A 16,048-nucleotide genomic window follows, 5' to 3' on the forward strand; every position below is an offset into this window, starting at 1 on the left:
ATGCTTAAGCGGAGTCTTTTTTTCTTTTCATAAGGGAGAAAAAACAAGGGATTTACAATTGCTCAGAATCTCTGCAATTGCATCTAGATGTATTGTAATATAAAATAGTTGAACAGGAGTTTAATTTATTATGGAGGTGCTATGTCTAGTATGAATACGAATGAAAGAATCGTACCCCTCCTACCATTAAGAGGCGTTCTCGTATATCCAACGATGGTTCTGCATCTTGATGTAGGACGTGATAAATCGATACAGGCACTAGAGCAGGCGGCAATGGATGAAAATATCATCTTTTTAGCGATGCAAAAAGAAATGAATATCGATGATCCGAAAGAAGATGACATATATAGTGTAGGTACAGTGGCGAAAGTGAAGCAAATGTTAAAATTGCCGAACGGTACGCTTCGTGTCCTTGTAGAAGGTTTACATAGAGCAGAAGTAGTAGAGTTTATCGAGGAAGAAAATGTAGTACAAGTTTCTATTAAAACGGTAACTGAAGAAGTGGAAGATGATTTAGAAGAGAAAGCTCTTATGCGTACGTTACTGGAGCATTTCGAACAATATATTAAAGTTTCGAAAAAAGTATCAAATGAAACATTTGCAACGGTAGCTGATGTAGAAGAACCAGGAAGACTAGCTGATTTAATTGCTTCTCACTTGCCAATTAAAACGAAACAGAAACAAGAAATTTTAGAGATTGTATCTGTGAAAGAACGATTACATACACTTATTTCAATTATTCAAGATGAACAAGAGTTACTTAGTTTAGAAAAGAAAATTGGACAAAAAGTGAAACGTTCAATGGAACGCACGCAAAAAGAATATTTCTTACGTGAGCAAATGAAGGCGATTCAAACTGAACTTGGCGATAAAGAAGGTAAGGGCGGGGAAGTTGAAGAACTTCGTGAGAAAATTGAACAGTCAGGAATGCCTGAAGAAACAACGAAGGCTGCACTGAAAGAATTAGATCGTTATGAAAAGCTACCAGCAAGTTCTGCGGAGAGCGGTGTTATTCGCAATTATATTGATTGGTTATTAGCACTTCCGTGGACAGAAGCGACAGAGGATATGATTGATCTTGTTCATTCTGAAGAGATTTTAAACAAAGATCATTACGGTCTTGAAAAAGTAAAAGAGCGAGTGCTTGAATATTTAGCTGTACAAAAATTGACGAACTCATTAAAAGGACCTATCCTTTGTTTAGTAGGCCCTCCAGGGGTCGGGAAAACTTCGTTAGCTCGTTCAATTGCGACATCATTAAATCGTAATTTTGTCCGTGTATCCCTTGGTGGTGTGCGTGATGAATCTGAAATTCGTGGTCACCGTCGTACATACGTTGGAGCAATGCCGGGACGCATTATTCAAGGTATGAAAAAGGCGAAAACAGTTAATCCAGTCTTCTTATTAGATGAGATTGATAAAATGTCTAACGATTTCCGTGGCGATCCATCAGCAGCATTACTTGAAGTGTTAGATCCAGAACAAAATCATAACTTCAGTGATCATTACATTGAAGAACCATATGATCTATCGAAAGTTATGTTTGTAGCAACCGCTAATACACTTTCAAGTATTCCGGGTCCATTACTTGACCGTATGGAAATTATTTCGATTGCTGGGTATACAGAACTGGAAAAGGTGCACATTGCTCGAGAGCATTTATTGCCGAAACAATTAAAAGAGCATGGCTTACGAAAAGGTAATTTACAAGTACGTGATGAAGCGCTTCTTGAAATTATTCGTTATTATACACGTGAGGCTGGTGTTCGTACGCTAGAGCGCCAAATTGCAAAAGTTTGTCGTAAAGCAGCGAAAATTATCGTTACAGCGGAACGTAAACGTATTGTTGTGACAGAGAAAAATATTGTAGATTTACTTGGTAAACACATATTCCGTTATGGGCAAGCAGAGAAAACAGACCAAGTCGGAATGGCAACCGGGTTAGCTTATACAGCAGCGGGCGGCGATACACTTGCAATTGAAGTGTCCGTAGCGCCAGGTAAAGGGAAATTAATTTTAACAGGGAAACTTGGGGATGTTATGAAAGAATCAGCACAAGCTGCGTTTAGCTATATTCGTTCTCGTGCCGAAGAGCTTCATATTGATCCAAATTTCCATGAGAAAAATGATATTCATATTCACGTTCCAGAAGGAGCAGTTCCAAAAGATGGACCGTCAGCAGGTATTACGATGGCAACGGCACTTATTTCTGCACTAACAGGTATTCCTGTAAGTAAAGAAGTTGGTATGACAGGTGAAATTACACTTCGTGGCCGTGTATTACCAATTGGTGGATTGAAAGAAAAAACATTAAGTGCTCATCGCGCAGGCTTAACAAAAATTATTTTGCCAGCAGAGAACGAGAAAGATTTAGATGATATTCCAGAAAGCGTAAAAGAAAATCTTACGTTTGTGCTTGCATCTCATTTAGACGAAGTATTGGAGCACGCATTAGTAGGAGTGAAACAATGAAAGTAACAAAAGCAGATATTGTAATTAGTGCTGTTAAACCAGAACAATATCCAGACAGTGATTTACCAGAAATTGCATTAGCAGGTCGTTCAAATGTCGGGAAGTCTTCCTTCATTAATAAAATTTTAAATCGTAAAAAGTTAGTACGTATTTCTTCTAAACCAGGAAAAACGCAAACGCTGAACTTTTTCTTAATCAATGAAATGATGCATTTTGTTGACGTTCCAGGTTATGGATATGCGAAAGTATCTAAAACGGAACGTGCAGCATGGGGCAAGATGATTGAAACGTACTTTACAACACGTGAGCAATTAGATGCAGCTGTATTAGTAGTAGATTTACGTCACCAACCAACAAACGATGATGTGATGATGTATGATTTCTTAAAGCATTATGAAATTCCAACAATTATTATTGCGACGAAAGCCGATAAAATTCCGAAAGGGAAATGGCAAAAGCATTTAAAAGTTGTAAAAGAAACGCTTGCTGTTGAAATTGGCGATGAAATCGTTCTATTCTCTTCTGAAACAGGACTTGGAAAAGAAGAAGCGTGGAAGGCAATTCATAAAATGACAAAAACAAAAAACGCGTGACGAATGTCGCGCGTTTTTTGTTTGTATAAATTTTTAGCGTACGTTTAATGTTACTTCAATATTCCCTCGTGTTGCTTTAGAGTACGGACATACACCGTGAGCGGCTTCTACAAGTTCTTGTGCTTCGGCATGAGAAACGCCAGCGACATGTACGTCAAGTACAGCAGATAGTCCGAAACCACCATCTGTATCTTTTCCGATAGAAACGTGAGCAGTTACTTCTGTACTTTCCACTTTCACTCGTTTTGTACGAATGACAAGTTGCAATGCACTATCAAAACAAGCGGCATAACCAGCGGCAAATAGTTGCTCAGGGTTTGTTGCTTCCCCGCCAGCACCACCTAATGCTTTCGGCATTTTTACATCAAGATTTAATATGCCATCATCTGAAACTACTTTCCCGTTTCTTCCACCTGTTGCTGTTACTGAAGCAGTATATAATTTATCCATGTTTATTCCCCTTTTCTATCATTTATTGTTTTCATTGTTTCAATTAGTTTATTTAATTGGGTTAATAAAGAACGATACTCTTGCTCTGTAATTCCTAAATTTGTAGCCATCGTTTTCGGTAATGAACAAGCCTTTTCTTTTAAATCTTTACCTTGTTCTGTTAATTCAATACAAACTTTTCGCTCATCTTCTTTTGAACGAACACGTTTTACAAGGTTTAATGATTCCATCCGTTTTAGCATAGGTGTTAACGTGCCGGAATCTAGAAATAGACGTTCTCCAATTTCTTTTACTGTTAGTCCGTCTTGTTCCCATAGTACAAGTAAAGTAATGTACTGAGGGTACGTAATACCCATTTCGTCTAAATACGGTCGATAAAAACGTGTAACCTCTCTAGAACAGGCGTAAATAGAAAAACAAAGTTGGTTATCTAGATGCAAAGAATCTTCTATCATGAATAACTCCTTTCTTTTTAAATTGTGCACAATTTAATTTTGTAAAACCAATATAACGAAAAATAAATACAATGTCAAATACATTGTATTGAGAAAGTGTGTGCTATATTTTGGAACAATCATACATATTTTCCTTCATGATGAAAGAAGATAGGAAAGATGATGTTATAATTTATATGGAATAGTTTCCATCACTTGATTATGAGGACTTTTTTTGGTAACGTACAAATAGAGTTATTAATTTATAATCATTATAAAGTAGGGAGCTTTTTATTAGTTTTACTGAATCTCCTTTATTACATACGGAGAATATATAAAAAATAATCGGTTGTTCACACGATTGTCAGATTCATAAGAGGAAAGTTGTATTATGATAGTAGATAAAGTGATAAAACGGGTGAAGGGGGACATGCTGCGTGCATATTCTTGTTGTTAGTGTAAATTATCGAACAGCCCCTGTAGAATTTCGTGAGAAACTCACATTTCAGGCAGCAGAGCTAGAACAAGCAATGACTACATTACAAAGTCAAAAGAGCGTGTTAGAAAATGTCATTGTATCAACTTGTAATCGCACTGAGATTTATGCTGTTGTCGATCAATTACACACGGGACGGTATTATATTAAGAAGTTTTTAGCTGATTGGTTTCAGCTTGAAATAGAAGAAGTCGCACCATATTTAACTATTTTTGAACAAGATGGTGCAATAGATCATTTATTCCGCGTAACGTGCGGTTTAGATTCTATGGTAGTTGGAGAAACGCAGATTTTAGGTCAAATAAAAGATAGCTTTTTAGAAGCGCAACAAGTAAAAGCGACAGGTACAATTTTTAATGAATTGTTTAAGCAAGTCATTACGTTAGCAAAACGTGCTCACTCAGAAACAACAATTGGTGAGAGTGCAATGTCTGTTAGTTATGCTGCTGTTGAACTTGGAAAGAAAATATTTGGTGAGTTAACAGATTGTCATGTACTTATTCTTGGTGCTGGTAAAATGGGAGAACTTGCATTACAAAATTTATACGGAAGCGGTGCTCGTAAAGTAACCGTTATGAATAGAACGCTTTCAAAAGCGGAAGTAATGGCTGAGAAATATATGGGACATGCAAAATCTTTAAGTGAATTACAATGTGCATTATTAGAAGCGGACATTTTAATTAGTTCCACTGGTGCATCAGAGTATGTCATTACGAAAGAGATGATGACAAAGGTAGAGAAAATGCGCTCTGGTCGTCCTTTATTTATGGTTGATATTGCAGTGCCACGTGATATTGATCCAGCAATTGATGAGTTAGAAGGTTCTTTCTTATATGACATTGATGATCTGCAAGGAGTAGTGGAAGCAAATCGTGCTGAGCGTTTGAAAGAAGCAGAGAAAATTCAATTTATGATTGAAGAGGAAATTGTTCTATTTAAAACGTGGTTAAGTACACTTGGTGTTGTTCCGTTAATAGCAGCTCTTCGTGATAAGGCACTTGTAATTCAAAGCGAAACGATGGAAAGTCTTGAACGAAAAATACCAAATCTTAGTGATCGTGAGAAAAAAGTAATTAGTAAGCATACGAAAAGTATTATTAACCAATTATTAAAAGACCCAATTTTAGTAGCAAAAGAAATAGCTGCTGAAGAGGGGGCGGGCGAAAAATTAGCGTTATTTGCAAAGATTTTTGATTTAGAAACGGAAGAAGTAGAGAGTCGTGCGGAAGAAGTAGAACATAAAAGAGTGTGGACACCATCCGTTCCATCTTTATAATTTGGAAGGATGATCGGATGAGTTTTTTAAATAACAGTATTATTTATCATATTGCAATTATTTTATATGCTTGTAGCATTAGTTTATATTTTATAGATTATTTCCAAAGTAACCGAAAGGCGAACCGATTTGCTTTTTGGTTACTTTCGATTGTATGGGTATTGCAGTCTATTTTTATGTTGCTTAGGGCGACAGATTCAGAAACGAATCCCATTTTAACTTTATTATCAGGGATTTATTTTTATGTTTGGTTATTGATTACGATGTCGTTAGTCATAAATCGATTTATGCGCGTTGACTTTTTAGTCTTCTTTACAAATGTTGTAGCATTTGGCGTAAGCGCCTTTTCTATTTTTACACCGCTCGGAAAGATGTCGCCAGTACTTGCAGAGCAATTAGTTTCAGAACTTGTATACGTGCATGTTGGAATGGCGATTATTTCTTATGCAACGTTTACGGTATCGTTTATTTTTTCTATTATGTATTTACTGCAATATCGCCTATTAAAAAAGAAAAAGTGGAATGCGAGATTAAGAAGGTTAGGGAATTTGCCGAAGCTTGAATCTACGTCTTACGGGTTAAATTTATTTTCTGTTCCATTTTTCTTACTAGCAATTTTATTAGGATGCATATGGGGATATACAAAATTGGACAATTTTCATTGGTATGATACGAAAGTAATCGGTTCGTTTGTCGTTCTATTTGTATATTGTACGGGCTTGTATTTACGAGCGGCAGATGTGTTGCAAGGGAAGAAAATTGTACTGTGGAATGTAGGGGCCTTTCTCGTAATGCTAGTTAACATTTTTCTATTAAGTAGTTTATCTAATTTCCACTTTTGGTATTTATAATGAGGAGAGAGAATTATGCGCAAAATTATTGTAGGTTCACGAAAGAGTAAGCTAGCATTGACGCAAACAAACTGGTTTATTGATCAGTTAAAAGCACTTGGTTTACCATATGAATTTGAAGTGAAAGAAATTGTCACTAAAGGTGATGTGATTTTAGATGTTACTCTTTCAAAAGTAGGCGGAAAAGGTTTGTTCGTTAAAGAAATTGAACATGCGTTACTTATGAAAGAAATCGATATGGCTGTACATAGTATGAAAGATATGCCAGCCGTACTTCCAGAAGGATTAATGATTGGCTGTACACCAAAGCGTGTTGACCCTCGTGATGCTTTTATTTCTAAAAGCGGAGAATCATTTAAAGATTTAGCAGAAGGTGCGATTTTAGGAACGAGTAGTTTAAGACGTAGTGCACAGTTATTAGCTGCGAGACCAGATTTACAAGTGAAATGGATTCGCGGAAATATCGATACACGTTTACGTAAATTAAAAGAAGAAGATTATGATGCAATTATTTTAGCGACAGCTGGATTACAAAGAATGGGCTGGGATGATGAAGTGATTACAGAACATTTAGATGAAACGTTATGTGTACCAGCTGTAGGACAAGGTGCATTAGCGATTGAATGTCGTGAGGACGATAACGATTTATTACAGTTGTTATCGCATATGAATGATGCTGTAACAGAGAGAACAGTGGCAGCGGAGCGAGTATTTCTTCATAAACTTGAAGGTGGATGTCAAGTTCCGATCGCTGGATATGCAACTCTTACAAAGGATGATGCAATCGAATTAACAGCTCTTGTCGGTTCTATGGACGGCTCTGTTTTATTAAAAGAGACAGTGGTAGGCGTTGAACCAAAGGAAGTAGGGCTAGAGGCTGCGGACCGTTTAATTAAACAAGGCGCAAAAGAACTCATTCTTGCTGCAAATAAGGGACAACAATAAATATGAATGCTCTTGCTGGCAAAACAGTATTGATTACACGTGCCCAGCATCAAGCGAAACAAATGAGTGTAGCAGTGAAAGAACGGAGCGGAATTCCATTGGAAATTCCGCTTTTGCGTATGGAAGGCACATCTCATAGGCGAATTCACCATACAGCAAGGCAGCTACATTCGTATGACTGGGTTATTTTTACGAGTAAAAATGGTGTAACTTTTTTTCTAGATGGTTTAGAAAAGAAACTACCATTAACTATTAAAATCGCTGCGGTAGGCGTGAAAACAAAATTAGAGTTAGAAAAAAGGGGCTATCAAGTTCATTTTGTTCCAACCTCATTTGTTGCAGAAGTGTTTGCCGAAGAGTTTCAAAAAGAATTAAGTGGAAACGAGCGTATTTTATTTCCGAAAGGGAATTTAGCGAGAGATGTAATTCCAGTTAAACTTCGGGGGATTGGTGTTTCTCTAGATGAGCTAATCGTATACGGTACGAAAGTAAATGTAGAGAAAAAACAAGAACTTATAACAGCATTGAAAGTAAGGAAAGTAAATGTTATTACATTTACGAGTCCTTCAACTGTTGATAGTTTTGTTCGTTTACTGGAGGGCACAAACTGGAGAGAATGGACAAAAAAATGTACAATTGCTTGTATAGGGCCTATTACGGAAAAAGAAGCGAACCTTTATTTTCCGCATGTTATTGTGCCGAAAGAGTACACTGTAGAAGCATTACTACAATGCATTTGTGAATCTATAAAGTGAAACTTTAATTAGTGGGAGGTTCATTCCCCACTAATTATTAGCCCTCACCAATTGGGCGTTTATGGGCAGTTGATTTCCCATCTAACTTCTTTGCTCTAGCCGAATTTTGAGATGGGAGTCTTACTGCCCGTTAACGCGGGACAAAATAAAAGAATGGGGATAGAAATTTATGAACTCTTTACAATTTAATCGTCATCGTCGCTTAAGACAAAGCGGGGGCATGCGTGCGCTTGTGCGTGAAACGTTTTTACATACGGAAGATTTTATTTACCCTATTTTTGTATTAGAAGGAGAGAATGTTCGTAATGAAGTTCCTTCTATGCCGGGCGTATATCAAATCTCTTTAGATTTATTGCAAGCTGAAATGCAAGAGGTTGTTGATTTAGGTATTCGTTCTGTTATTGTATTTGGTTTACCTGCTGAAAAGGATGAAGTTGGATCATCAGCATATTGTGATCATGGAATTGTACAGCGTGCCATTAAGCAAATTAAAGGTGAGTTCCCTGAGTTAGTAGTAGTTGCAGATACATGTTTATGTCAATTCACAAGCCATGGTCATTGCGGTGTAATTGAAGATGGTATTATTTTAAATGACGAGTCTCTTGCAGTACTTGCGAAAACAGCTGTAAGCCAAGCGAAAGCAGGAGCGGACATTATTGCGCCATCAAACATGATGGACGGATTCGTAACAGCAATTCGCCATGCGTTAGATGAGAATGGTTTTGGACACGTACCAGTTATGTCGTACGCTGTGAAATATTCATCAGCATTTTATGGACCGTTCCGTGATGCTGCACACGGCGCGCCGCAATTTGGTGACCGTAAAACATATCAAATGGACCCAGCGAACCGTATGGAGGCATTCCGTGAAGCAGAATCAGATGTAATGGAAGGTGCTGATTTCTTAATTGTAAAGCCAGCTCTTTCTTACTTAGATATCATTCGTGATGTGAAAAATAACTTTAATTTACCAATCGTTGCTTACAACGTAAGTGGTGAATATTCAATGATTAAAGCGGCAGCGCAAAATGGTTGGATTAATGAAAAAGAAGTTGTGCTTGAAAAATTAATTAGCATGAAACGTGCAGGAGCAGACTTAATTATTACGTATCATGCGAAAGATGCAGCAAAATGGTTACAAGAAGGAGGCGCTAAATAATGAAAAAGTTTGATAAATCGATTGCGGCGTTTGAAGAGGCACAAGACTTAATGCCTGGTGGCGTAAATAGCCCTGTTCGTGCCTTTAAATCTGTTGGTATGAATCCATTGTTTATAGAGCGTGGAAAAGGCTCTAAAGTATATGATATTGATGGAAATGAATACATCGATTACGTATTATCATGGGGTCCTTTAATTCATGGTCATGCAAATGATCGTGTTGTTGAAGCGTTAAAATCTGTTGCTGAAAGAGGTACAAGCTTCGGTGCGCCGACTGAAATCGAAAATAAATTAGCGAAACTTGTTATTGAGCGTGTACCATCGATTGAAATTGTCCGCATGGTTAACTCTGGAACAGAAGCGACAATGAGTGCACTACGTTTAGCTCGTGGTTATACAGGCCGTAACAAAATTTTAAAATTTATTGGTTGTTACCACGGTCATGGTGATTCGTTATTAATTAAAGCTGGTTCTGGTGTGGCGACTCTAGGTTTACCAGATAGCCCTGGCGTACCAGAAGGTGTAGCGAAAAATACGATTACAGTAGCTTATAATGATTTAGAAAGTGTGAAGTACGCTTTTGAACAATTCGGTGATGATATTGCTTGTGTAATTGTAGAACCAGTAGCAGGGAATATGGGGGTTGTTCCTCCGCAACCAGGATTTTTAGAAGGGCTTCGTGAAGTAACAGAACAAAACGGTGCACTGCTTATTTTTGATGAAGTAATGACAGGATTCCGTGTTGCTTATAACTGTGGACAAGGTTACTACGGTGTAACACCTGATTTAACTTGTTTAGGTAAAGTAATCGGTGGTGGCTTACCAGTAGGGGCGTACGGTGGTAAAGCAGAAATTATGTGTCAAGTTGCGCCGAGCGGACCGATTTATCAAGCTGGTACTTTATCAGGTAACCCACTTGCAATGGCAGCAGGTTATGAAACGTTAGTACAATTAACGCCAGAATCATATGTAGAGTTTGAGCGTAAAGCAGAAATGTTAGAAGCGGGACTACGTAAAGCGGCTGAAAAACATGGTATTCCTCATCATATTAACCGTGCAGGCTCTATGATTGGTATTTTCTTTACAGATGAGCCGGTTATTAATTACGATACAGCGAAATCTTCAAACTTAGAATTCTTCGCGGCTTACTATCGTGAAATGGTAGAACAAGGTGTATTCTTGCCACCATCTCAATTTGAAGGTTTGTTCTTATCGACAGCACATAGTGATGCAGATATTGAAGCGACGATTGCAGCGGCTGAAATTGCAATGTCAAAGTTACAAGCATAATATATTAGAGAAAATCGCTCTCCATAAGGGGAGCGATTTTTTTTATTCATAAAGTGGGCTTTACATACATAAATCTGTAATGACATATAGTTTGGGAGGGGGAAAAGAAGTGACAACAGATCATTCGTTACGATTTTCATTAAAAGAATCTGTTTGGTTCCAAAAAGGACAGGAAGTCGAAGAACTTTTGTCAATTTCGTTAGATCCAGACGTTGAGATAGAAGAGCTTGATCATGAAGTTATCGTGAGAGGGCAGTTAGATTTAACGGGGGAGTATGTTGCAAGGCAAGATGATTCGGCCTATTCATTAAGAGAACTATCGCCAGCAAAGTCAATTGATTATGTAGAAACAAGGGAAGATGGGGTGAATGAACTTGTTCATTCCTTTCCACTTGAAATATCAATTCCAAGAAATCGAGTGAAAGTAATTGAAGAATTATATGTATCAATTGAAGAATTTGATTATGAATTGAAGGAAAATGGTTGCTTACAATTATTAGCGGATATATCTATTACAGGTTTATGTGATGAGGAAAGAATCGAGGATGAAGAGGAAGAAACGGCGTATGCTGAGTTAGAAGATGATTCAGCTGAAGAGGATGAAAATAGACCCGCGCCGCATGTAGCGGAACCAACCTATAAAGAATCGGATGAATGGGAAGATTACGCATTTGAACCGTTCCAGCTAGAAGAAAGAAAAGAGCAAGAAGAAGCGGAAGAGGAATTGGCAGAACATGAATTTGCGGAGCGTGAAGAGGGGCAAGAAACGACGCTGCAATTTGAATTGTTTGGACGAAAAGATTATCAAAAAGAAAAGGCGAAAAAGCAGGAAGAGCAAGAAGAGGCATACTCACAGCGAGATGAAAATGCGCTTTATTTAACACAATTATTTACGAAAGAACCGGAAGAAGAATTTACGAAGTTAAGAATGTATTTCGTGCAAGAAGGGGATACAATCGAATCTGTTGCAGAACGTTATGACACGTCTGTACAAAATTTATACCGTGTTAATCAAACAGAAGATATATATTTAACTACGGGACAAATTATTTATATTCCCGTTTCAAAAGCAAAGGTGAAATAAGGGGGTGAGTGCTTTCACTCCCCTATTGTCCTAGAGGCTATGTTTTGAATAGAGAGGGTCATTCGTATGGATATTGAATTACGAAATCGCTATGAACCCATTGTAAGGCAATATAGATTGGATACGCAGCATATGGAAGAGCACGGAAGTGTAACGAAAATTTACACGAATCAAGGTCCATATGCGCTAAAGAAAATAGAAGATAGAAAGTTAGAGCGGAATAACTTTCTACATCATATTCAATATTTGAAGGAGAAAGGTTTTTCAAATTATGTACCTATATACCATGCGACGGATGGGAATTATATTTTAAGTGACGGGACTTATAATTATTATTTAATGCCTTGGTTAGAACGTGCGGAAGGAAACGGCGAGGATAATGATCAATACCATAAAATGTTTCAAACACTTGGAACGTTGCACCAAAAAACGGTGAAAGAAGAAACATATACAGAAGAAGATTTAGAAAAACATTACACAAGTATATCCGATCGTTGGGAAAATGATGGTGAGATGTTAGAAGAGTTTCTTGTAGAATCTGAAGCGAAGTGGTATATGTCTCCGTTTGAATTACAATATTGTACGTACTACCATCATGTAATGAGGGCGCGTGAATTTGCAACGAAGCAATTAAATGAGTGGAACGATGCGATGAAAGAAAAAGATAAAACACGCATTACTTTTGTGCATGGTAACGTGTCACTTAATCATTTTTTATTTGACTATGAACGGAATGGCTATTTTATTAGTTTAGAAAAATCGAAGTTTGCAACGCCTGTGCAAGATATTGTAGGGTTTTATTCGCGGTCTTTAAACACATATCCAATTGCGCGAAGTGATCGTTTTGAATGGTATCAAATGTACCAAAAAAACTTCCCGTTTACGAAAGAAGAGCAACTGCTTATGTATGCTTACATGACCTATCCATCGCAATTTATTCGGCAAATTGAGTCTTATAAAAAAAGAAGGCAGAGTCGCAATAAGGAAAATGAGATTCGCGGAGTAAAGAGCTTGCAACAATCACATTGGCTCGTTAGCAATGTAGAATATTTCCTGTCACAATTACAAGCTGCCCAGCAAGGGAACGGATAAAGTGAAACTTTAATCAGTGGCGGGGGTATTACCGCCCGTAAATAGAGGGGTAAAAAAGATAAGTGGAGGATGCTACTTATCTTTTTTATATTCGCCCGGAAAGTGATAGTCTTAAATTTATCTTGACGAATAAGGTTTCGTTTTTTACACTATTGTATATAATAATTAACAATCATATAAATGCCTTGAAGGGGAAGAGTATAACATGAAACGTCTTCAGAGAGGAGAATCATTAGCTGGGAGATTCTCTAGATAGTTATGTTAGAAGGTAGCCCTGGAGCATCTTTTCTGAACGGAATAGTTCTCATTAGGAAAAGACGGATTTGTCCGTTATCAAATTAAGAGTATAAGCAAATTCTGAATTTGTTTGTAAATAAAGGTGGTACCGCGATGTCCCTCGTCCTTTTTTGGATGAGGGGCATTTTTTATTTTAAGGAGGGAAAATAATGTCAAACACGGAAAAGAATTTACCAACTAAATATGATCATATGTCCGTTGAAGAAGGCCTTTATCAATGGTGGCTTGAAGGCAAATATTTCGAAGCAACAGGAGACGAGAAGAAACAACCGTATACAATTGTAATTCCACCTCCGAACGTAACTGGTAAGTTACACTTAGGTCATGCTTGGGATACAACTCTTCAAGATATTTTAACTCGTACGAAGCGTATGCAAGGATACGATGTATTATGGCTTCCAGGAATGGACCATGCGGGTATCGCAACACAAGCGAAAGTAGAAGGAAAACTTCGTGAAGAAGGTATTTCACGTTACGATCTTGGCCGTGAGAAATTCCTTGAAAAAGCTTGGGAGTGGAAAGAAGAGTACGCTTCTCACATTCGTCAACAATGGGGGAAAGTTGGTTTAGGACTAGACTATTCTCGTGAACGTTTCACATTAGACGAAGGTTTATCTGATGCAGTTAATAAAGTATTCGTTCAATTATACGAAAAAGGCTTAATTTACCGCGGTGAATATATTATCAACTGGGACCCAGCAACACGTACAGCTCTTTCTGATATCGAAGTAATTCATAAAGAGGTTCAAGGTGCATTCTACCATATGAACTATCCGTTAACAGATGGTTCTGGTCACATTCGTCTTGCAACCACTCGTCCAGAAACGATGCTTGGTGATACAGCTGTAGCAGTTCATCCAGAAGACGATCGTTACAAACATTTAATCGGAAAAACAGTTACCCTTCCAATCGTAGGCCGTGAGATTCCGATTATTGCCGATGAGTACGTAGAAAAAGACTTTGGAACAGGCGTTGTAAAAATTACACCAGCTCATGACCCGAATGACTTTGAAGTAGGTAACCGTCATGACTTACCACGCATCTTAGTAATGAACGAAGATGGAACGATGAACGAAAAAGCTGGTAAGTATAACGGTATGGACCGTTTCGAATGCCGTAAAGCGTTAGTGAAAGACTTACAAGAAGCGGACGTATTAGTAGAAATTGAGCCTCATATGCATTCAGTAGGTCATAGTGAGCGTAGCGGTGCAGTTGTTGAGCCTTATTTATCAACACAATGGTTCGTAAAAATGGCTCCACTTGCAGAAAAAGCAGTAGCACTTCAACAAAAAGAAGAAGAAAAAGTAACGTTCGTACCAGAGCGTTTTGAAAACACATACTTACGCTGGATGGAAAACATTCATGACTGGTGTATTTCTCGTCAATTATGGTGGGGACATCGCATTCCAGCTTGGTATCATAAAGAAACTGGTGAAGTATACGTAGGTACTGAAGCGCCAACGGATATTGAAAACTGGAATCAAGATAACGACGTACTTGATACATGGTTTAGCTCAGCGTTATGGCCGTTCTCAACACTTGGTTGGCCAAATGAAGAGGCAGTAGACTTTAAAAAGTTCTATTCAACAGATGCTTTAGTAACTGGTTATGACATCATCTTCTTCTGGGTATCTCGTATGATTTTCCAAGGTTTAGAGTTTACAGGAGAGCGTCCATTTAAAGATGTATTAATTCACGGTTTAGTTCGTGATGAACAGGGACGTAAAATGAGTAAATCTCTTGGTAACGGTATCGATCCGATGGATGTTATCGAGAAGTACGGTGCAGATGCAATGCGTTACTTCTTATCAACAGGAAGTGCACCAGGCCAAGATTTACGTTTCAGCATGGAAAAAGTAGAATCTACTTGGAACTTCATTAATAAAATTTGGAACGCATCACGTTTCGTATTAATGAACATGGATGATATGAAGTATGAAGAAATCGATTTAACTGGTGAAAAATCAGTTGCAGATAAGTGGATTTTAACTCGCTTAAACGAAACGATCGAAAGTGTAACACGTAACATGGATAAATATGAGTTCGGTGAAGCTGGTCGTTCATTATACAACTTCATTTGGGATGATTTCTGTGACTGGTACATTGAGATGGCGAAACTTCCACTATACGGTGAAGATGAAGTAGCTAAGAAAACAACTCGTTCTATTTTAGCTTACGTATTAGACCAAACGATGCGTCTATTACACCCATTCATGCCGTTCGTAACAGAGAAGATTTGGCAACATTTACCGCATGAAGGCGAGTCTATTACAGTAGCGGCTTGGCCAACAGTTCGCGAAGATTTACAAGATAAAGAAGCGGCAGCAGAAATGCACCTTCTAGTTGATATCATTCGCTCTGTTCGTAACATCCGTGCAGAAGTAAATACGCCAATGAGCAAAAAAGTTCAAATGCAAATTAAAGCAAAAGATGAGGCTATCCTTGCTCAACTTACGAAAAACAGCTCTTACATTGAGCGTTTCTGTAACCCAAGTGAATTAACAATTCAAACGAATTTACAAGCGCCAGAAAAAGCGATGACTGCAATCGTATCAGGTGCAGAGTTATTCTTACCGTTAGCTGATCTTATCAACCTTGACGAAGAGAGAGCACGTCTTGAAAAAGAACTTGAGAAGTTCGATAAAGAGGTAGAACGTGTACAGAAGAAACTTTCAAACCAAGGCTTCGTAGCGAAAGCTCCTGCGGCAGTTATTGACGGAGAGCGTGCGAAAGAGCAAGATTACCTAGAAAAACGCGAAGCAGTTCGCCAACGTCTAGCAGATCTTGAGAAATAAAGTGTATTTTAGAGACTCACTATATTGGTGAGTCTCTTTTCTTTGCGTATAATAGAATGA

Annotated in this window: 13 protein-coding genes and 1 other annotated feature; of the genes, 11 read left to right on the forward strand and 2 right to left on the reverse strand. The window is 37.9% G+C overall.

Annotation, left to right across the window (positions count from 1 at the left end):
* The first annotated feature begins 141 nt into the window (after positions 1–141).
* Positions 142–2,472 (forward strand): endopeptidase La, encoded by a 2,331-nt coding sequence (gene lon / locus DPQ31_RS20400; protein ID WP_000097313.1) that lies wholly within the window; start codon positions 142–144, stop codon positions 2,470–2,472.
* Positions 2,469–3,065 (forward strand): ribosome biogenesis GTP-binding protein YsxC, encoded by a 597-nt coding sequence (gene ysxC, locus DPQ31_RS20405; protein WP_000869123.1) that lies wholly within the window; start codon positions 2,469–2,471, stop codon positions 3,063–3,065. Before lon ends, ysxC begins: the two co-directional genes overlap by 4 nt.
* 33 nt (positions 3,066–3,098) lie before the next feature.
* Here ysxC and DPQ31_RS20410 read toward each other — a convergent pair whose 3' ends face one another.
* Together DPQ31_RS20410 and DPQ31_RS20415 are read right to left on the reverse strand one after the other, a co-directional pair.
* Entirely contained in the window at positions 3,099–3,515 is a 417-nt protein-coding gene (locus DPQ31_RS20410; protein ID WP_000359777.1) for an organic hydroperoxide resistance protein, read from the reverse strand.
* A gap of 2 nt (positions 3,516–3,517) precedes the next feature.
* The gene (locus DPQ31_RS20415; RefSeq protein WP_000568750.1) at positions 3,518–3,970 is read right to left on the reverse strand and encodes a MarR family winged helix-turn-helix transcriptional regulator; all 453 of its coding nucleotides are present in this window, start codon (positions 3,968–3,970) and stop codon (positions 3,518–3,520) included.
* Between the two features lie 416 nt (positions 3,971–4,386).
* Here DPQ31_RS20415 and hemA point away from each other — a divergent pair, with 416 nt between their 5' ends.
* From hemA to DPQ31_RS20460, 9 genes are all read left to right on the forward strand, one after another.
* On the forward strand, positions 4,387–5,721 hold the full coding sequence (gene hemA / locus DPQ31_RS20420; protein WP_000547854.1) for a glutamyl-tRNA reductase: 1,335 nt from the start codon (positions 4,387–4,389) through the stop codon (positions 5,719–5,721).
* A gap of 17 nt (positions 5,722–5,738) precedes the next feature.
* On the forward strand, positions 5,739–6,572 hold the full coding sequence (locus DPQ31_RS20425; protein WP_000009003.1) for a cytochrome c biogenesis protein: 834 nt from the start codon (positions 5,739–5,741) through the stop codon (positions 6,570–6,572).
* 15 nt (positions 6,573–6,587) lie between these two features.
* Positions 6,588–7,517, forward strand: coding sequence for a hydroxymethylbilane synthase (gene hemC, locus DPQ31_RS20430; RefSeq protein WP_001226391.1), 930 nt, complete (start codon positions 6,588–6,590; stop codon positions 7,515–7,517).
* Between the two features lie 2 nt (positions 7,518–7,519).
* Complete coding sequence (hemD, locus tag DPQ31_RS20435) at positions 7,520–8,272, forward strand: uroporphyrinogen-III synthase (protein WP_208730929.1); 753 nt, start codon at positions 7,520–7,522, stop codon at positions 8,270–8,272.
* Between the two features lie 169 nt (positions 8,273–8,441).
* Positions 8,442–9,431, forward strand: coding sequence for a porphobilinogen synthase (hemB, locus tag DPQ31_RS20440; protein ID WP_001087055.1), 990 nt, complete (start codon positions 8,442–8,444; stop codon positions 9,429–9,431).
* A complete protein-coding gene (gene hemL, locus DPQ31_RS20445) occupies positions 9,431–10,720 on the forward strand; it encodes a glutamate-1-semialdehyde 2,1-aminomutase (RefSeq protein WP_208730930.1) in 1,290 nt (429 codons plus the stop codon). Before hemB ends, hemL begins: the two co-directional genes overlap by 1 nt.
* A gap of 79 nt (positions 10,721–10,799) precedes the next feature.
* Positions 10,800–11,804, forward strand: a complete 1,005-nt coding sequence (gene spoVID, locus DPQ31_RS20450) for a stage VI sporulation protein D (RefSeq protein ID WP_106080608.1) — start codon at positions 10,800–10,802, stop codon at positions 11,802–11,804.
* Positions 11,805–11,870: 66 nt separating this feature from the next.
* Positions 11,871–12,896 carry a spore coat protein YsxE gene (ysxE, locus tag DPQ31_RS20455; RefSeq protein WP_000350668.1) on the forward strand — a complete coding sequence of 342 codons (1,026 nt, stop codon included), beginning with the start codon at positions 11,871–11,873 and terminating at the stop codon, positions 12,894–12,896.
* Between the two features lie 176 nt (positions 12,897–13,072).
* Positions 13,073–13,304: a binding site (T-box leader), on the forward strand.
* A gap of 38 nt (positions 13,305–13,342) precedes the next feature.
* Complete coding sequence (locus tag DPQ31_RS20460) at positions 13,343–15,988, forward strand: valine--tRNA ligase (RefSeq protein ID WP_098911467.1); 2,646 nt, start codon at positions 13,343–13,345, stop codon at positions 15,986–15,988.
* Positions 15,989–16,048 lie beyond the last annotated feature (60 nt).

Source organism: Bacillus sp. COPE52 (assembly GCF_003355115.1).
Classification (GTDB): Bacteria; Bacillota; Bacilli; order Bacillales; family Bacillaceae_G; genus Bacillus_A; species Bacillus_A toyonensis.